13 protein-coding genes are annotated in these 19,067 nt (G+C 47.7%); 11 read left to right on the forward strand and 2 right to left on the reverse strand.

Features of this window, described 5'->3' with window-relative positions:
- Positions 1-153 precede the first annotated feature (153 nt).
- From FHS17_RS16100 to FHS17_RS16120, 5 genes are all read left to right on the forward strand, one after another.
- Positions 154-1,566, forward strand: coding sequence for an ABC transporter substrate-binding protein (locus FHS17_RS16100; protein WP_167279409.1), 1,413 nt, complete (start codon positions 154-156; stop codon positions 1,564-1,566).
- An 86-nt stretch (positions 1,567-1,652) separates the two neighbouring features.
- Complete coding sequence (locus FHS17_RS16105) at positions 1,653-2,546, forward strand: carbohydrate ABC transporter permease (protein WP_167279410.1); 894 nt, start codon at positions 1,653-1,655, stop codon at positions 2,544-2,546.
- A gap of 14 nt (positions 2,547-2,560) precedes the next feature.
- Complete coding sequence (locus tag FHS17_RS16110; protein WP_167279411.1) at positions 2,561-3,400, forward strand: carbohydrate ABC transporter permease; 840 nt, start codon at positions 2,561-2,563, stop codon at positions 3,398-3,400.
- Between the two features lie 4 nt (positions 3,401-3,404).
- A complete protein-coding gene (locus FHS17_RS16115; protein ID WP_167279412.1) occupies positions 3,405-5,852 on the forward strand; it encodes a glycoside hydrolase family 43 protein in 2,448 nt (815 codons plus the stop codon).
- Positions 5,853-5,933: 81 nt separating this feature from the next.
- Positions 5,934-7,691 carry a glycoside hydrolase family 2 protein gene (locus FHS17_RS16120; RefSeq protein ID WP_167279413.1) on the forward strand — a complete coding sequence of 586 codons (1,758 nt, stop codon included), beginning with the start codon at positions 5,934-5,936 and terminating at the stop codon, positions 7,689-7,691.
- 64 nt (positions 7,692-7,755) lie between these two features.
- Here FHS17_RS16120 and FHS17_RS16125 read toward each other — a convergent pair whose 3' ends face one another.
- Complete coding sequence (locus FHS17_RS16125) at positions 7,756-9,621, reverse strand: LTA synthase family protein (RefSeq protein ID WP_415639851.1); 1,866 nt, start codon at positions 9,619-9,621, stop codon at positions 7,756-7,758.
- A gap of 546 nt (positions 9,622-10,167) precedes the next feature.
- Between FHS17_RS16125 and FHS17_RS16130 the strand changes: the two genes are divergently transcribed.
- Positions 10,168-11,310, forward strand: a complete 1,143-nt coding sequence (locus tag FHS17_RS16130; protein ID WP_167279415.1) for a transglutaminase domain-containing protein — start codon at positions 10,168-10,170, stop codon at positions 11,308-11,310.
- Between the two features lie 58 nt (positions 11,311-11,368).
- Here the strand turns inward: FHS17_RS16130 and FHS17_RS16135 are convergent, their stop codons facing one another.
- Positions 11,369-12,514, reverse strand: a complete 1,146-nt coding sequence (locus FHS17_RS16135; protein ID WP_167279416.1) for a virulence factor — start codon at positions 12,512-12,514, stop codon at positions 11,369-11,371.
- A gap of 225 nt (positions 12,515-12,739) precedes the next feature.
- On the opposite strand from FHS17_RS16135, the gene FHS17_RS16140 reads away from it, so the two are divergent.
- The 5 genes from FHS17_RS16140 (at position 12,740) to FHS17_RS16160 (ending at position 18,740) form a co-directional block, all read left to right on the forward strand.
- Positions 12,740-13,669 (forward strand): MBL fold metallo-hydrolase, encoded by a 930-nt coding sequence (locus FHS17_RS16140; protein WP_243865401.1) that lies wholly within the window; start codon positions 12,740-12,742, stop codon positions 13,667-13,669.
- Between the two features lie 111 nt (positions 13,670-13,780).
- Positions 13,781-14,851 carry a Gfo/Idh/MocA family protein gene (locus FHS17_RS16145; RefSeq protein WP_167279418.1) on the forward strand — a complete coding sequence of 357 codons (1,071 nt, stop codon included), beginning with the start codon at positions 13,781-13,783 and terminating at the stop codon, positions 14,849-14,851.
- Positions 14,852-14,979: 128 nt separating this feature from the next.
- Positions 14,980-16,425, forward strand: coding sequence for an FAD-binding oxidoreductase (locus tag FHS17_RS16150; RefSeq protein ID WP_167279419.1), 1,446 nt, complete (start codon positions 14,980-14,982; stop codon positions 16,423-16,425).
- Between the two features lie 2 nt (positions 16,426-16,427).
- Entirely contained in the window at positions 16,428-17,009 is a 582-nt protein-coding gene (locus FHS17_RS16155) for an MFS transporter (RefSeq protein ID WP_208420428.1), read from the forward strand.
- A 111-nt stretch (positions 17,010-17,120) separates the two neighbouring features.
- Positions 17,121-18,740: an ABC-F family ATP-binding cassette domain-containing protein gene (locus tag FHS17_RS16160; protein WP_167279421.1), complete on the forward strand. Its 1,620-nt coding sequence runs from the start codon at positions 17,121-17,123 to the stop codon at positions 18,738-18,740.
- Positions 18,741-19,067: the final 327 nt, after the last annotated feature.

Below are 19,067 nucleotides of genomic sequence, written 5' to 3' on the forward strand. Positions count from 1 at the left end.
GTAACAAATTAAAAAATATGTCGGTTTAATCGAGCCTGATTTAAGGAACGCTAGCGGGGGCCGATCGGACTGTACATACGGATCAAAACTTATCTGTTTAGGGGTTAGGGGTTACGGGGAATCGTTCATTCATTATGAAGGGGGAAGTAACAAATGGCGACATGGAAAAACGGTAAGGTATGGATGGCCGCAATGCTTTGCCTCATTATCGTGCTGGCAGGCTGCAGTTCCAATAACGGTGGCAGCAAGGAAAACACGAACAACAGTAAAAACAACAGCAATGCAGCAGCAGAGCAGGATTCTACGAATACAGGTGCAACAAACGCAGCTACGGATGGCGGTGCTGATGCGAAGTCCAGTATCGAATTTATGGGCTGGGGCGGCGATACGGAGAAAGCTGTTTTCCAAAAGCTGATCGATGCTTATATGAAGAAATACCCGAACAAAAAGGTGAAGTACACAGTAGTACCTTCAGCTGAATATTATCAAAAGCTTGATACGCTGATTGCAGCGAAAAAGACACCGGATGTGTTCTACGCAGGTGGCGCGAACTTTAACAAGCTCGTAGCCAGCGGCGTTCTGAAAAACCTGCAGCCGATGCTGGATTCGAGCAGCCTGGTTGACCAAACCAATGTATGGCCAGCAGGGCTGGACCGTTATCGTTTTGACGGCACAACAACTGGCCAAGGCGACATTTATGGCTTGCCGAAAGACGTTGGCCCATGGACGTTTGCTTATAACAAAGATTTGTTCGACAAAGCAGGTCTTCCTTATCCAAGTGCCAAAGCAGGCGAGTACACTTGGGACGATATGATTGCCGATGCGAAGAAACTGACCGTTGCTAATGATCGCGGTAAAATTGATACCTTTGGTGTTGCTGGTTACTCCACTGAATCTGCTGTATGGGCAAATGGCGGCGACTGGACAGACGGCAAAGGAACCATCACTATCGACACTCCTGAATTTGCGCAAGCAATGCAATTTGTTGCTGACCTTAGCCTTGTTAATAAAGTAAGTCCTTCCCCGGATGACGAGAAAGCACAAAATGGCTATGCACGTTTCGTAGCTGGCAAAATCGCGATGTTCCCAATGGGACCATGGGATCAGCCAGGCTTCTGGGATCTGCCATTCAACTGGGATATCGCAGCATGGCCAGCTAGCCCGAACACAGGTAAAACAGCAACATGGCTTGGATCACTTGGTTTTGTTGTATCGGACAAAACAGAGTTCCCTGACGATGCCTTCCGCCTTGCTGCTTACCTCAGCCTTGATCAAGAATCACAAAAACAAAACTATGAGCTTGGCCAAGCGGTACCAAACTTGATAGATATGGCAAAAGGCGAGTTCCTGCAAATGGACAAAAAACCAGAGAACCGCCAAGTATTCCTTGATATTATTTCCGATTACGGCCGTCCTCCAATTGAGAACAGCTCGAAAAACACGAAATGGCTTGATACGTTCTGGCAGGATGCAAGCGTTGTCTGGAACGGCAAGCAAAGCGCAGCTGAATTTGTGAAAGCTGAGCAGCCGAAGCTTCAAAAGCTGTATGACGAAAGCAATAAGTAAAGCAGGTTGAACTTGCTGAGGCAGTGGGGCAAAGATGATCATTCATCGTCTTTGCCCTTCTCACCTTCGGCCAGGGAGGATTAATAATGAAGAATACAAAAGTCGGATACCGGCGCAAAGAAATGATCTGGTCTCTTATATTCGTTATGCCGCCCGTTCTCGGATTTCTGATCTTTGGGCTGGCACCGCTGCTCACTTCGTTTGGGCTTAGCTTTATGTCCTGGGATATGCTGACGCCATCGAAGTTTGTCGGGGCTGATAATTTCAACTATATGTTTAATGACGAGAAGTTCTATAAGTCCTTGTACAACACGTTCTTCCTGCTTCTTGGCATCCCGGTTGGCATGGTTATTTCGATGATTCTGGCTATCATGATGAACCGCAAGCTTTCAGGGATTTCGATTTTCAGGACGATCTATTATATCCCAGTCATCTCACCTATTATTGCCGTTTCACTCTTGTGGCAGTGGATGCTGAACTATGATTACGGTCTGGTTAACGAGTTTATTTGGAAAATATTCGGAACACAGGGGCCGAACTGGCTGGGCGATCCGAATTGGGTAAAACCATCCTTCATTATTATGGGATTATGGGGCGGTGTAGGCGGCACAATGGTGCTGTATCTGGCCGGTCTCCAGGGCATTTCTTCTACCTATTACGAGGCAGCAGAAGTTGACGGGGCTACCCGTTGGCATCAATTCAAGCATATTACGCTTCCACTTTTGTCGCCGATTCATTTCTACGTTGTTGTTATGGGTATTATCGGCACCTTCCAATCGTTTAGTCAGATGTACATACTGGCTGCTGATGGAGGTCCTGAATACAGCGGTGCGACAATTGTGTATTACATTTTCCAAGAAGCGTTCAAATATTTCAACATGGGTTATGCAAGCTCGGTAGCCTGGGTGCTTGGCATCCTTATATTTATCATTACTTTGGTACAATTCCGCTTGTCCAAGCGGTGGGTGTATCAGGATTAGGAGGCCCCTACGCTATGGCCAATCAACGCCGTCTTATAGATACAATTATTTTCGTGCTGCTGCTTGCGGGATCCGTTATTATGCTGGGCCCTCTTGCATGGACAGTATCGACTTCGCTTAAAACACAGAAGCATGTGTTTGATGTTCCGCCGCAATGGATTCCTAATCCGTCGACTTGGCTCAACTATAAGGATGTTTGGTCGAAGGCACCTCTCTTATATGGGTTTATGAACAGTGCCATCGTCGTAGTATGCGTACTGACTGTCGGCTTGTTTGTGGCAGCAATGGCCGCATATGCGTTCTCCAAGTTTGAATTTCCATTCAAGGAATGGATCTTTATGGCTCTGCTCGGAACAATGATGATCCCGTACTCAGTCGTTATGATTCCGCAATATATCGGCTTCTCCGAGCTGGGCTGGGTCGATACGCTTGCCCCTCTGATCGTACCGGGCTTATTCGGTAATATCGTAACGATCTTCTTCTTCCGGCAGTTTATGCAGGGGGCTATCCCAAACGATCTGATTGATGCGGCCAAAATCGACGGCTGCGGATATTTCCGTACCTTTACAACGGTTGCGCTGCCAATCGCGAAGCCCGCAATTGCCGCGCAGGCAGCACTTGGTTTTATGGGTATCTGGAATGACTTTATGGGTCCGCTTATTTACTTGCATACGCCAGAGCGTCAAACGATTCAGGTGCTTATCGCAAGTATGCAGTCCAACTATATCTCCACCTCGAACTACCCGTCTCTGATGGCGGCATCGGTGGTTGCGCTTGTACCGGTTGTTATCGTGTTCTTTATGGCGCAGCGCTACTTTATTGAATCGATGGCAATCAGCGGCATTAAGGGGTAATCACATGAGCGCATCGCAAATGAAACGATCATTGATCGGCATTGGCATCGCGGTTGTACTGGCAGCAGGAGGAGGGGGGATATGGATGATGACGCAGAAGCAGGATCAAGATCAAGATCAAGTGAAGGCTAGAGGGACCGTAACCATGGACCGCTCCTTTCAGAATCCAATGACACTCGACCAGGAATGGGAGGATTACGGTATTGGTGATCCTTATGTGCTCCGGTACAACGGCAAATATTATCTGTACTGCAGCACCAAAGATTGGCGGGTTGGCATAAAAGCCTGGAGCTCCGATGACTTGGTCAATTGGAGCTATGAAGGGCTGGTAACGGAAGATCCTCTCACTGAAGGTGCTTATGCACCGGAGGTAGTCTATTGGAACGGCTCCTTCTATATGTACACCTCACCTGCGGGGAAAGGGCATTATGTACTGCGCAGCGACAGTCCAACAGGACCTTTCACTGTGGAGACTGAGAATCTCGGCCTGACCATAGACGGTTCCGTCTTCATCGATGATGATGCCAAATGGTATTTTACCCATGCGGAATCCGGTGGGATTATGGCCAGCAGTATGAGTGCCCCTTATACGATGGATGCGGGTGACAAGCTGAATACTTCCCTTGGGCATTGGACGGAAGGCTCGATGATTATTAAGCGAAATGGTACTTATTTTATGACTTATACCGGCAACCATGTATTCTCCAAGGGTTACCGTGTGAACTACGCGGTGGGACATGAGTCGCCAAACGGCCTTTATACGATACCTGACAATAATCCTATTATTATTTCAACAGATAGAGATTTTAACGGACTTGGCCACAGTGCGACTGTACTTGGCCCTGATATGGACGCTTATTACATCGTTTATCACAATTTGGCAGGCAAATCGGCTGAAGGGCCGCCAGTCAGAAAGCTCAATATGGATCGGCTGACGTTCAACGGCGATAAAATGTCGGTGCTTGGTCCCACGCATGGCATGTCTGCTCCAGCTCCACCGCTTCCGGCCTTTTGGGATTCGCTTGGCGATATTCCGGAGACAGAGCAGTGGGAATCGGTGAAAGTTTCAAGAGCAGATGCAGCTTGGTTGAGCAAAACGTCGACGGAAGACCGGTTTACTGCGGAGTACAACGTAGTCTTGGACAAAGGGCAGGCTTCAAAGGCAGCTGGTGAATTAGAAACGATCTTCTCCTATACCGATGAAGACAATTACCGCAGTGTTCGCATTGATCCGGGCAGCCAATCGATTGCCTTACGGGATACAGCAGCAGATGAGGTGCTGCAGCAGGCAGCATTACCTGAAGGCATGGACTTAGCCAAGCTGCATACGCTTCGGGTAGAAGCCGACCAGAACGGTACGAGAGTGTATTGGGACGGATTATTGCTTATCGACAATAAGCAACTGACGGCGAAAGCTGGACGGATCGGTTATGCCTGGAAAGGCGGACTTACGCCGGAGCTTCATTACACAGCGTTCGCCAATGAAGCGGGCGGCAGCAGCGACAATAAAGCGATTAAGCAAGTGCCAGGTACGATGGAGGCAGTTCATGCAACATCGATTGGTGAGGAAGGTATTACGATTCATCAAGAAGGTACACCAGACGGCAGCTATTCGGCTGAGCTCACTGGCCCTGATGCTGAGCTTTCCTTCCCGGTAAATGTACGCGCGGATGGTGACTATACCATCGCAGCGATGGTATCCGATGCTTCAGTTGGCTCGACGCTTGAGGTCGAGGCGGGTGGTGTGAAACGGTCTGTGAAGCTGAAGGCGGAGGCATTCGTAACGGAGGATGACTCTTCAGAATGGATGAAGGTTCCGCTTGGTCAATTCTCATTAAAGCAAGGTCTGCAGTGGCTAACCGTCACGAACGGGAAAGGTAGTCCAAACATCCGGTTCATAGAAACGAGTGAAGCAGCTATATCCAAAGGGAAGCAGGAGGTCAGCTTCGACCCGGATTCAACCTTTGGAGATTGGCAGGAAGATAACGGGACGACTGGACTGCTGCTGGACGGCAATAATGCCATGATCTTCGGCGGAGATACCCGCTGGACGGACATGGAGGTTGGTGTCGAGGTTACACAGACTGATACAGCGGAAGGTGAAGCTTCGATCCTGCTGCGGACAACGATGGAATCTTCATTCCGTGATCAGGTAGCTGATTCTTTCATCGGTTATGAGCTTGCTCTGCGTAACGGCAGAATCATCCTGCGGAAAATCAACTATGAAGTGAATCAGGAGCTGACTTCAGGTGTGCTGGAGCTGGAGAACGGCAAAGCCAGAGCACTTAGAGTCAAGCTGGACGGTGCCAAGATCAGCGTGTATGACGGTAAGCAGAAGGAGCCGCTGCTGGAATGGACAGACCGGAACGCATTTCTGCATGGCAGGGTAGGTCTAAGAACAAGCTCGTCAGGCTGGCTGTTCAGCAATATGACAGTAACAACTGATAATTAAATGATAATTAAATTTTTTCATAAATAATTTCATAAATACAACGCAGCAATATAAAAGCGTGACAGGGAGCAGAGAAGCTGTATGACAACAAAAATGTATATCAAAAATTACCCACGGCCGCAATTCGTTCGCGAGCAATGGGTTGATCTAAACGGGGAATGGAATTTTGCCTTTGATGACGCGAATACCGGCGAGACTCATTTGCCCGCTGCATTCACTGGTGATTTGAAAATCAATGTACCTTTTACTTACGAAACACAGGCTAGCGGGATTGGTGACGAAAGTCATCATCCTTATGTTTGGTACAACCGTACCTTAGAAATTCCGGCAGATGTGGAAGACTCAAGAGTGCTGCTGCATTTCCAGGCCGTTGACTACATCGCGAAAATATGGATTAACGGCTCCTACGTTGGCTCCCATCAAGGCGGCTATGCGGCATTTTCCTTTGATATTACGCCGTATATCACAGTTGGCGAAGCGAATCAGCTCACGGTAAAAGTAGAAGACAGCATGGATGCTACACAGCCACGCGGCAAGCAGCGCTGGGTGAAGGATAACTTTGAATGCTTCTATGTACAGACAACGGGAATCTGGCAATCGGTATGGATGGAATTTGTAGCGCCCGTCCGTGTAGACTCTGTTAAGATGACGCCGGATATTGATTCTCGTACGGTTCGTTTTGAATATCAGGTAGAAGGTGACTTCTCGCAGGCTGACATTCGTCTTGAGACGATCATCAGCCTGAAGGGCAAGCCAGTAAAGCGTATGAGCCTAAGCATCGACCGCCCTTGGCTGCAGCTGGATGCCGATCTGGTTCATGAAATGAACGGACCTTGGATGCATAGCCACTGGTCGCCGCAGCATCCGAATTTGTACGATGTTGAATTTATATTGTACAAGGATGACACCAAGCTGGACCATGTCTATTCGTACTTTGGCATGAGAAAGATTTCGATCGATAAAGGACGTATTTTGCTTAATAATGCGCCTTTGTATCAGCGTCTTATTTTGGATCAGGGCTATTGGCCGGAAAGCCATCTGACGCCTCCATCGGAGGAAGCGCTGATTGAGGATATTGATCTCATTATAGCGATGGGCTACAACGGTGTCCGTAAGCATATGAAGGTAGAAGACGCACGCTTCCTGTACTGGTGTGATGTTAAAGGCCTGCTTGTTTGGTCGGAGATGGCTGCGACCTTTGAATTTAATGACAACGCCGTTCATAAGTTCACCAATGAGTGGATGGAGGTTGTACGTCAGCAGTACAATCATCCTTCTATCATCACTTGGGTACCGTTTAATGAATCCTGGGGTGTCATGAACATTAAGAAGGACAAGAAGCAGCAGAAGTTTACCGAAGCCATCTATCATCTGACGAAAAGCTTTGATCCATACCGTCCGGTTATTACGAATGATGGCTGGGAGCATACCGTATCGGATATTCTAACGCTCCATGATTATGTGGAGACAAAGGAAGAGTTCGAGAAGCGTTACAGTAATAAGGATGAGCTTCTGAACAACGAGATATCATTCAACCACTGGAAATATGCTTTTGCAGATGGGTACGAATATAAAGGACAGCCGGTTATCGTCAGCGAGTTTGGCGGTATCGCCTTCCAGACGGAAGCAGGGTGGGGATATGGCAATCAGGTCACATCCGATGATGCATTCCTGAATCGGTTCCGTAATATCCATCAGGCGATTAAGGACCAGGATTACATCGTAGGCTATTGCTATACCCAAATTACTGATGTTCAGCAGGAGGTTAACGGTCTTTTGACTGCAGATCGCAAACCAAAAATCCCGCTCGAGAAAATTCGCGAAGTTAATATGATGTAGTGTGATACAAAAGCCAAAAGGCCTTGCAGGTACAATCCCCGCAAGGCCTTTTTTGTTTAACTGTTTATTTGCTTGATGCAACCTGCTTATCATCGTCCTCCGATTTAACTACTTTCTTATCCCATTCTGGAAGAGAGGCGACATATTCGTCAGACATACTGATCAGTCTGTGTGCTCTCGTATACGTGTCCTCTGTATCCTGCGGAGTTGTTACAGGTCCGCCTGCTAACGGATAAGTGATTCCATCCGCATAACCGGAGCCTGGTACAAATGCGCCTAGATCCGAGATAAACGAACCGGAAGGCAGATAATAACGTTGAGGCAAGATGTTGCTTGTATGATTCAGCAGATCCTGTCCGAAGTGGACTTGATCTTTAATGGATACGCCCATCAGGTTAGATATAGTCGGGAAAATATCCGATTGTCCGCCAACTTGATTAAACACTTGATGCTGCTCATTAGGCACAGACATAATAAGCGGGATGTTCATCATATCAGGCAGTGTATAATCACGGCCGTAAATTTCTTTCATCAGCTTTTTCTCATCGTTGTTGAGCGAGTAGATCGGCAAGCCTTGGTGATCACCGTACAAGACGATAACGCTGTTGTCCCAAACGCCATTTTTCTTAAGCTCGTCAATAAATTGGCCAAGCGCGTAGTCAGCGTAGTTTTGGGATTCGATATAATCGCCAACAAGTGTATCTTTATAACGCTCCGGCAGCTCCATTTTATACTTGCTTTCAGGAATACGGAATGGATGATGGCCGGACATGGAAATGAGCTGTACATAGAACGGCTGGCCGGTTTGCTGCATACGAGCGAGCTCATCGGCTGATTTGGCATAAAGCACTTCATCAGAAGGGCCAAAAGCAACAGGATCCTCTTTACCAAAGAAGGTGTCATCATAATATTTGTCCCAGCCAATCGCCTTATACAGCTGATCGCGATTCCAGAACATAACATTATTTGTATGGAAGGATGCAGTCTGATAGCCGTTAGCGGAGAAAGCCTTCGGCATGCTTGGCAGTTCTTTATCCGCATAAACCTCAGAGGCAGCTCCATTTGGCGGAACATAAAGCGATGTATTTACGACGAACTCGGCATCAGCCGTATTACCTTGGCCAACCTGCTGGAAGAAATGCGGGAAGTAGAAATGATCAGCAGCCAGCTTATTCATATTCGGCGTAATTTCTTTGCCGTCGATTTTTAAGTTAATCAAGAAATTCTGGAATGCTTCAAGCTGAATGATAATGACATTTTTCCCTTTAGCAGCTTCCCAATAGGCAGGCTGCGCGGGCTGTGCGCTTCCTTTTTCTTGCTCAACCATCGCAGGTGTGACTTCTTCTGCATTGATTGGTAAGTCTTTAGATGGAGCAAATGTTGCATAGATCTCGTAGTTCAGGATCCCCATGTTTTTCGCTTGCTGGAACTCATTCATATCTTGGCGATAAGGAATAATAGCTGTGGCACAAGCTGCAACCGCAAGCACTTGTCCAGCGACGAACCAGGTCCGTTTTCCTTTCACTGACAAGGTGCGGCTCCATGCACGGAAACGTTTTTTGCTGGCAAACAGGATGAACAAAGCGACAATATCGGTGAAGATAAACAGGAAATACGGATCCATCAGCGAGAATACGCTGCTGTTCACTTCTCCCACCTGATTGACTTGACGTAATTCATGATAAGTTACAATAACGCCGAAATACTTGTAGTACATAATAACAGCAAAATAAATAGCAGTTAGAATAAGGTCACTTATTAAATAGGTCATGAATTTCTTCCGATAAGCAAAGGACTCGATTAAGCAGAAAATAAATCCAATAGATGAAATGCCAGTGAGCAGCATTTTGATAATATCTCCGGTCCCGCCATCAAATACGATGATCCAGACGATAAGCATTTTTAAAATCATGATGATGGAAAAGACCATAAACGGCTTATTAAGAAGCGCCTTCCATCCTGTTTCGTTACTCAAAACCAATCGTCTCCCTTTTCCTTAATGTAATAACGAAGGGTAAGCTTTATAACATGAACGGCTGCATTCGTGATGTACCGTAAACAGCACGCAACTTGCTTCTTATTTAATTAGCTTTGTTCATTTTCAAACTTACATGCATCGCTACAGACGAAAAAGTGCTGCGGGGTGTTTGACGGTAAAGCATCAACCTCCGAGCACGGTGTAGAAATCTTTAATATGATAAATAAATTCTGCTAGTAATTATTACTTTACTACTATAATTCATTGCTATTATGAAAAGCAAGATGATGAAAAGCCACTCCAGCAATTACATTGGAAAGCTATACGAAACTATCAATAATTTAACAACGAAATCTTATCTTGCCATAGTGAGAATTAGCGTTATGATGAAGGTAGATATAACATTTATATAAATTTTAGGTACTGCTGTGTTTAACACAAAAGGGAATCGCATAAAATGGAGTAATACACTAATATTCCCGCAAACGGGAGGTACCTATGCGAAAAACAGGTTGGAAAGTTACGGCAGTAGCAGTGCTTCTTGCTGCTTCAATTGGTTTGAACATGAAATCCGATCTGTTCTCTGTGTTTGCGTCAGCCTCAGAAAGAGGCGGCACGATTGATCAGCTTGAAGAGGAGCTGGCATCGCAATTTCAAAGCAGGTCCGAACATTTTACACTGCAATATAAAGGAGACAAGCACAAGCTTTCTGACGGCTTGCAGAATACGATAAATTTGGCGCTGGCACAGGATGATTACACAGCGTACATTCTTGACTCCTATTTGTATACAATCCGCAGCTGGGGGAATCTGTCGACAATTAAGCTGGAAGCCAGATATCGCGAGACAACGGAGCAAACGGCCGTTGTTGACGAGATAGTGACGAAAGCGATCGCCCAGATTATTACCCCGGGAATGAATGAGCATCAGAAAGTAAAAGCCATCCACGACTGGATCATTGAAAAGCTGCAGTATGATGAAACGCTGAAGCATTATACTGCCTATGACGCTTTAACGACAGGAACGGCTGTATGTCAAGGTTATTCACTACTGGCTTACAAAATGCTAAAAGCTGTCGGAATTCCGGTTTTGATTGCAGAAGGCAAAGTAAAAACAGGTGACCATGCTTGGAATATGGTGCAGTTGAATGGCGATTGGTACCATCTGGATCTAACATGGGATGATCCTATTGTTAAGCAGGCTGGTACAGAGACGCAGGCCGCATCCACTATCAGCTACAATTATTATTTGAAGACAGATGATGAGATTCATGTCGATCATCAATGGGTGAAAACCTATCCAACGGCGAACCATTCGTATAGTGAAGAGCTGAAAAAGCTTGAGAGCACAGACAGCGCTAAAGCCTCGGTGTATGAGAAGCTCAAAACCGCAATTGGTCTTCAATGGACGGAGCCTGAGCATACGGTAGCAAGCCTTGTTGAGCTCGAACAAGACATTCGTGAGGCGGTTATGGAGCAGCAGACAAGTATGCATTTCCGCTATCTCCATGGCTCACAGCTGGCTGCTGATCTGACGGCTGCCTTCAAGGCAGCGCATGTATCGGTACGATACTCCGCTCGTTACGAGCCATACAGCAATGATGGTTCGATGCTGGTTCAGATTCAGTTAGACTATCAATAGTAAAAAAGAGCCGTATCCCCAGCGTCTGCTTGGGATACGGCTCTTTTGGTTAAGATGCTTATTGCTGTTCACGGTTCCGGGCCGCAGTCATTTGCTGCCAGACTGATCCAGCGGCTTCCTCGCCACGTTCAATCCGCTCCAGCGCAATCTGCGCTTGCAGCTGAATCTCGAATTCAGCGTCCTTCGCCGCCTCACGCAGAGCCTCCACGGCGCTTTCATCACCGGCTTCATACAAGAAGCGTGCGGCGCGCCACCGGACAAGCTTGTTTGGATCACGAAGCGCTTCAATCATCGGGCCGGTAGCAGCAGGGTCGCCCCAGTCGGACAGCGTGTCTCCTGCTGTACGGCGCACAGATACGGATTTGTCACGTAGCGCTTCGAACAAGTATGGCATTGCCTCTGGCGTACGAAGATCACCAAGGTAGACAACAGCAAGTCGGCGGATCGACATATTCTCGTCATGCAGTGCTCTTGCGATCAGCGGAAGCAGCTCCGGCTCCGGTGACATCCGCTCAAGCGCGGCATAGCGGATTTGCCATTCCGGCGAATCCAGACGCTCTGAGATTTCAACTGCGGACAGTGGTGCCGGTCTTGCTGGAGCAAGAGCTTCTTCGCCCGGACCTTGCACCTGTGCTGCTGCGATCAATTCCTGAAGCCTCTCAGGTGTATATGCTGCTTCGAGCTCCTTGACGATCTCGGCAGCAATCTCTTCAAGCTCGCCATAACGGACACCAAATTCCTCGAGCTTCCGTTCGCGGATCATGGATGCACCAGCCGCTTCGGTTACAGCGTCGGTGAACTTCTGCGGCAGCGCGGAGCGTGCTTCACGCTCGCCCGTCTTCACGCGCACCTGCATCGGGATTCCCCGATACATTTGCACAAGCACATGTGCTTCGCCGTAGCTCTCAGCAGCAAGTGCGGCTCCACCTGCGGTGTCACCGTCAGCCCCGCCGAGCAGCAGTGCTCTTGCATCGGCGAGAATACGCGCCCAGTCCGCATTCGATACGCGGTCGAGGGCAATGAAATCGGCTGTGCGGAAGATGCTGCGCACGCCATCTATGGCAAGAAGTGAGCGGAGCGGCTCTGGGGCGGACTCCGCTTCTTTTTTCGTAAAGGATTGTCTAACACCACGCGGCAGCGACTCGTCCATATTCAGCTTCATGGAATTTGGACTTGGTGTTGGTTCTATAGAAATAAGTTTCATCTTAATTATGCCCTCCTGTTCACTAACTCGATATTATAATCATAGTGTACATGAAAAAAACCGCTTGTGCGAATAGACCTAATCAGAAAGTAGTCAGCCTTGAGGCAGTTGCCTCGGCATCCTCAACTTGGTATCTTTAAGGTACAGGACATGACAAACGGGAGGGATGAACGGTTGAGGCATCAGAAATTTACGAATAGCGAGCCAGTTCGGCAGCATAATTCCATGAAGCAATTGCAACGTTGGCGGCTAGAGCGGCAAGAACGTCTTCGTAAAGTGAAAACGAAAGATTATTCCTATTCCGTTCCTAACGTAAAGCCGGATTTGGAATTCCTGCATCATAATAAAAATGAGCCCGCTTTAACGTGGGTGGGGCATTCTTCTTTCCTTATTCAGTTAGCTGGCAAGAACATCATGACCGACCCGGTCTGGGCGGGGCAGATGGCTTTTCAGCGAAGATTAACACCGCCGGGCATACCGATTGATGATGTGCCGCCTGTTGATCTCATTCTTATTTCTCATTCCCATTATGATCATCTCCATATTCAATCGCTGCGCCGGCTTCAAGGCCGTAAGCAGCTGCTTGTACCCGCAGGGCTTCGTTCGAAGCTTAGGCTGAAAGGTTTTACAAACGTAAGAGAACTGCACTGGTGGGAATCCGTTGTGATAAATGGGATTCGTATTACCTTTGTACCTTCCCAGCACTGGACCCGCCGTAATCTTTGGGACACGAACAGCTCCCACTGGGGAGGCTGGATTCTAGAACCGGTGGAGAAGGAATCTTCTGACCCAACGATCTACTTTGCCGGGGACAGCGGTTATTTTCCAGGCTTCAAGGAGATTGGCCGACGGTTCCAGATAGATATTGCCCTGATGCCGATTGGTGCTTATGATCCGGAGTGGTTCATGGGGGATCAGCATGTAACGCCGGAGGAAGCGCTGCAGGCGTTCGAAGATACCGGAGCTGAGTGGTTCGTGCCAATGCATTACGGCGCCTTCAAGCTTGCCGATGATACACCTCGCGAGGCGCTTGACCGACTGGAGCGGGACCGGGTTAAACGAGGAATCGATGAGAAGAAGGTTATGGTACTGCCGCATGGGGAGACATGGCGCTGCCCGAAACGGAGCGAAAATAACAAACGAGAACAAGAGTAAGCCAAATAAGCGCAATGACGGACAAAGTCCCTCAAGCTATACTTAATATATACATGGATATAATTGATTGCCTAATTAGGTAATCATTCATTTTAGGAGGAACTAGAGAACATGAGTCAACCAATCCGTCTTGGCATTATTGGAGCAGGAGCTATAGGTAAAGTTCATCTGGAAACATTCGCAAAGGTAGGTGCAGAGTCGGTCTATGTAGCCGCGATTACAGACGCATATTTGCCGCTTGCGGTACAAAGAGCAGAGGAGTTTGGAATTAAGACCGTTCATGTGAATCCGCAGGCACTGCTTGAGGATCCGGCTATCGATGCAGTTGTTATCGGTGTTCCGAACCAATTCCATGCGCCACTCGCAATCGAAGCACTGAAGCAGGGCAAGCATGTCTTACTTGAGAAACCGATGGCTATTGATGCTGAAGCTGCCCGCACGATCTACGAAGCACAGAAGGCTTCTGGCAAAATACTGATGATGGCACAGCAAATGCGCTGGACCGGTATTAACCGTGCGATTAAAGAACGGGTTGTGAATGGCGATCTCGGCCCAATCTATAATGTTAAAACAGGCTGGTTCCGAAAGAAAGGCATTCCGGGCTGGGGCTCCTGGTTTACTCGTAAAGATATGGCTGGCGGCGGCCCACTGATTGATATCGGTGTTCATATGCTTGACTTAGCCCTGTATCTGATGGGTAATCCAAAGCCAGTATCCGTTTATGGCTCGACGTATGCGGAGTTTGGTCCAGAGCGCCGCGGAATTGGCACTTGGGGAACACCAAACTGGGACGGCTATTATGACGTTGAGGACCTTGCAACAGCACTTATTAAGCTGGACAATGGCGCAACGCTTTCACTTGAAGTAAGCTGGGCTGCACATGCAGCTGGCATGAGCCAAGATCCATTCGTCCATCTGATGGGCAAAGAGGGCGGTGCTGCACTCGTTGGCAATGACGGCAAATTTGTAACCCATGAAGGTGACGAGGTTGTTGAGAGCATTATCGAGCCGCTGGAAGGCGAAGAGGACCGCGTATTATTGAGCAAGCATTTCATTGAATGTATCAATGAAGGCAAAGAGCCAATCTCTTCTGCGCTTTCGGGCTACACAAACAGCCGTATTCTGGATGCGATATATGAATCGTCCCGTACAGGCAATGAAGTAAAGCTGAACTGGGATTAATAAGGACAGGCTGTCATGTCACATGGCAGCCTGTTTTTTTTGCCGTTCCGCGATCTATCTTAGAGAGTTGACGCCAAACTTTCAAAAATGTTCCAATAGAGTCAAGAATGATAGATCGAGGTGAAAGGATGGTCAAAAAGGCGGTCGCCTTGATTCTGCTTATTTCACTCAGAATTTTCACGTACTACAACACAAGCGCTGCTGATCAGGATCCGTATCTGATGACAGATTACAGCCGGCTTCATCCGGTGAAGGTGGAGCGTGTCGTACAAGGGAAAGAAGAGGAGCAGCTCATTCATCTGCTGAAGGATGCAAGGGAGCATCATTTGAAGGTGTCGATTGCGGGGCAGCGGCATAGCCAAGGCGGACACACCTACTACAAAGACGGTATCGTCGTGGATATGACTAGCTACAACCGGATATTGTCCATTGATCCAAAGGGGAAGAAGATTACTGTCCAGGCAGGTGCAACATGGGAGGATATTCAGAATGCCGTCAATCGTTATGGACTGGCTATCCGCACGATGCAGTCCCAAAATACGTTTACCGTTGGCGGATCAATCAGCGTGAATGCGCATGGGCGTGACATTCGTAATGGTTCGATGATCAAAAGCGTGGAGTCCTTTCGGCTGCTAATGGCAGATGGGGAGATCAAGCAGGTCAGCCGCAGCGAGAATGCTGAGCTGTTCCCTCTTGCCTTAGGTGGTTATGGCTTATTTGGCATTATTCTGGACGTCACGCTGCTGCTGGATGATGATGAGTTATACTCCTCAACAACAGAAACGATGCCAACAGTTGACTATGTTCATTATTTTCTTGCGAAGGTGCGGACTGATCCGGATATCCGAATGCATATCGCCAGATTATCTGTAGCACCTGATCGTTTTCTGACAAAAATGTTTGCGAAAAACTATACGCTCGACCGTACTGAGCCGCTGGAGGAGCATAACAAGCTGATTATTCGTGAACCGTTGGTCGCACCGGGCAAGCTGCTGTTCCAGTTTAACCGTTCGTTTGATTGGGGGAAGTCTTTGATTTGGGATCTTCAGACGAAGTATTTTACCGAGCAGTCAGGGGAGTTAATCAGCCGCAATAATGCGATGCGGGCGGCGTGGCAGTTTATGGAGTATGACGAGCCGGGAAGCAGTGATTTACTGCAGGAATATTTTATTCCGGTTCAAGAGTTCGAAAGCTTCGTTAAGGCAATGGGGACTATTGTACAAGCTGAGAATCTGAATCTGTTGAATGTTACCGTGAGGTTTGTGAATCAAGATGATGAAGCCGTATTGTCGTACGCGAAGGAAGATATGTTTGCGCTTGTCTGCTTATTCAATGTGCCATTATCCAGTAAGGGCCAGAAGCATATGGAACAATCCGTTCAACAAATTATCGACGCTGCAATAAAGCGGGGAGGCACGTATTATTTGCCTTATGCCGGATATCCGAGTCTAATGCAGTTCCAGAAGGCGTATCCAAACTATAAGCTGTTCTTCCAGGAAAAGCTGAAGTACGATCCGGGCGGGCTGTTTATGAATACGTTCTATGAGCAATACAAGGGAGGGCAAGCCGGGTGAATATGAAATGGCTGATCCGGTCGCAGAGCATAGTAACACTTGCTGCAGGGATGATTTATCCTTATTATTTGTTGTTTCTGAAAAATCTCGGTAACAGCTATTCGAAATACGGCCTGGCTTTTGCTGTATTTACGATCAGCTCTGCGTTGGTGTCGCAGTGGCTTGGTCCCCGTCTGGATCGGTCCAGCACAAGTCTGCTGATTGTGAGCTCCTTGGGGATGATGGGCGCAATGATCGCTTTTCCATGGGTGATGTCTTACGGATGGGTGCTCATTCTTCAGCTTCTTATGGGCACTTGTAATGCGATGCAGAAAATGAGTGAACGTCAGCTGCTCGCCGATTATACGCAGCCAGGCGAACGTGGTATCGCTATTGGTTCCTATCACTTCTGGACAACGGTAGCTTCGGGACTTGCTGTTGTGCTTGGCGGTTATCTGATCGACTGGCTGACGATTAATGTCCTGTTTTATATAAGTGCACTGTTATATGGAGCAAGCGCTATGGCGGTGTGGCGTATGCGCAAGAGAGTGGCGATGACTCCGATTACAGAAACAAATAATGGATCTGTTGCGATTAGAGGCTAAACACTCATCTTTTTCCCCTGCTGGGTGCAATTGAACGTTCGTTTCCGATGGAGACTGTGGTATAATGGTTCGAGATAATTGAGTATGGTAAAGAAGGACGGGATTAAATAAATGATTAGTACTAGCGGCATAACACTTCGCTTCGGGAAGAAGCCTCTGTTCGAAGATGTAAATATTAAATTCACGCCTGGCAACTGCTATGGCCTCATTGGTGCAAATGGCGCCGGTAAATCGACGTTTCTGAAAATTTTGTCCGGCGAGGTTGAACAATCCAGCGGGGAAGTTCATATCACACCAGGCGAACGCCTTGCAGTATTGAAGCAGAACCATTTCGAATACGATGAGTTTGCTGTACTTGAAACAGTTATTATGGGTCACAAAAAGCTGTATGACGTTATGAAAGAGAAGGACGCTCTCTACGCGAAAGCGGACTTCACTGACGAAGACGGCATGCGCGCAGGCGAGCTTGAAGCTGAATTTGCTGACATGAACGGCTGGGAAGCTGAATCGCAAGCAGCTGAAATGCTGAACGGTCTGGGTATCACTCCTGATCTGCATGACAAGAAGATGGCTGAGCTTGGCGGTAACGAGAAAGTCCGCGTCTTGCTGGCACAAGCATTGTTCGGCGAACCGAACATCCTGCTGCTCGATGAGCCTACCAACCATTTGGACATCGAGTCCATCCGTTGGCTGGAAGATTTCCTGTCCGGCTATGAAGGCACTGTTGTCGTAGTCAGCCATGATCGTCACTTCCTGAATACGGTATGTACGCACATCGCGGACATCGACTTTGCTAAAATCCAAATGTATGTGGGTAACTACGACTTCTGGTATGAGTCGAGCCAGCTGGCTCTCGCGCTTCAACGCGGCGAGAACAAGAAGAAGGAAGATAAAATCAAAGAGCTGCAAGCTTTCATTCAACGTTTCAGTGCCAATAAATCGAAGTCCAAGCAAGCGACTTCGCGTAAAAAATTGCTGGATAAAATTTCGCTCGACGACATTCGTCCGTCGAACCGTAAATATCCGTTCATCAACTTCAAAGGCGACCGTGAAGCGGGTAAATCGCTTTTGCTTGTTGAAGGTCTGACGAAGACAATCGATGGTGAGAAAATCATTGATAACTTGACGATTGCTGTTAACAAAGGCGACAAAATCGCATTTGTTGGTCCTAACGGCCTTCCGAAAACGGTTCTCTTCCAACTGCTCATGGGCGAGCTTGAAGCTGATGCAGGTACGTACCAATGGGGCGTTACAACAACTCAAGGCTACTTCCCGAAAGATAATGCAAGTTACTTCGATGGGGTTGAGCTGAACCTCGTGGAATGGCTGCGTCAATACTCGAAGGATCCAGATGAAACGTTTATTCGCGGCTTCCTAGGCCGTATGTTGTTCTCTGGTGATGATGCGATGAAGAAAGCAACTGTCTTATCTGGTGGCGAGAAAGTACGTTGTATGTTGTCGAAAATCATGCTGAGCGGTGCGAACGTGCTTGTCCTGGATGAGCCAACGAACCATTTGGACCTTGAGTCCATTACAGCGCTCAACAATGGTCTGACAGATACGGACTGTACGGTCCTGTTCACTTCGCATGACCATCAGTTCGTGCAAACGATCGCTAACCGCATCATGGAAATCACGCCAAACGGCTTGATCGACAGAATGATGACATATGACGAGTACCTGGAGAGCGAAGAAGTTAAAGCTCTCCGCGAGCGTATGTACGCGGTATAAAAAAATTAGAAATTGGCCGTACGAGTTTAACCTCGATACGGCCTTTTTGTTTGTTTTTCTTACTAAGTAGTCGCTTTTGTGAGGGGAGGAGTCTAACTGAGCGGAGTAAAAGGTTTGAGCCGGAGAAGCGTAGCGTGCGCCTTTGTTCCCGGATTTCAACCGCTTAAGCGAGTTGAATAAAGAAATCCGGGAACAACAGCGATCGGAGGTCCAAACCTTTTGCGCAGCACGCAGTTGCCTCCGTGCATAAAAGTACGTATATGGTAAACACTGTTTCTCTAGACCCACTTGTATTCGTTCGGGTATGATACTCCATATTGCATTCAT

Origin of the sequence: Paenibacillus lupini (genome assembly GCF_011761355.1) — a bacterium.
Classification (GTDB): Bacteria; Bacillota; Bacilli; order Paenibacillales; family Paenibacillaceae; genus Pristimantibacillus; species Pristimantibacillus lupini.

Coding starts and splice junctions, on each gene's coding strand:
- FHS17_RS16130 (WP_167279415.1), top strand. CDS start 10,168: ATGCGAAAAACAGGTTGGAAAGTTACGGCAGTAGCAGTGCTTCTTGCT.
- FHS17_RS16100 (WP_167279409.1), top strand. CDS start 154: ATGGCGACATGGAAAAACGGTAAGGTATGGATGGCCGCAATGCTTTGC.
- FHS17_RS16105 (WP_167279410.1), top strand. CDS start 1,653: ATGAAGAATACAAAAGTCGGATACCGGCGCAAAGAAATGATCTGGTCT.
- FHS17_RS16115 (WP_167279412.1), top strand. CDS start 3,405: ATGAGCGCATCGCAAATGAAACGATCATTGATCGGCATTGGCATCGCG.
- FHS17_RS16110 (WP_167279411.1), top strand. CDS start 2,561: ATGGCCAATCAACGCCGTCTTATAGATACAATTATTTTCGTGCTGCTG.
- FHS17_RS16125 (WP_415639851.1), bottom strand. CDS start 9,621: ATGGTCTTTTCCATCATCATGATTTTAAAAATGCTTATCGTCTGGATC.
- FHS17_RS16160 (WP_167279421.1), top strand. CDS start 17,121: ATGATTAGTACTAGCGGCATAACACTTCGCTTCGGGAAGAAGCCTCTG.
- FHS17_RS16155 (WP_208420428.1), top strand. CDS start 16,428: ATGAAATGGCTGATCCGGTCGCAGAGCATAGTAACACTTGCTGCAGGG.
- FHS17_RS16145 (WP_167279418.1), top strand. CDS start 13,781: ATGAGTCAACCAATCCGTCTTGGCATTATTGGAGCAGGAGCTATAGGT.
- FHS17_RS16150 (WP_167279419.1), top strand. CDS start 14,980: ATGGTCAAAAAGGCGGTCGCCTTGATTCTGCTTATTTCACTCAGAATT.
- FHS17_RS16140 (WP_243865401.1), top strand. CDS start 12,740: ATGAAGCAATTGCAACGTTGGCGGCTAGAGCGGCAAGAACGTCTTCGT.
- FHS17_RS16135 (WP_167279416.1), bottom strand. CDS start 12,514: ATGAAACTTATTTCTATAGAACCAACACCAAGTCCAAATTCCATGAAG.
- FHS17_RS16120 (WP_167279413.1), top strand. CDS start 5,934: ATGACAACAAAAATGTATATCAAAAATTACCCACGGCCGCAATTCGTT.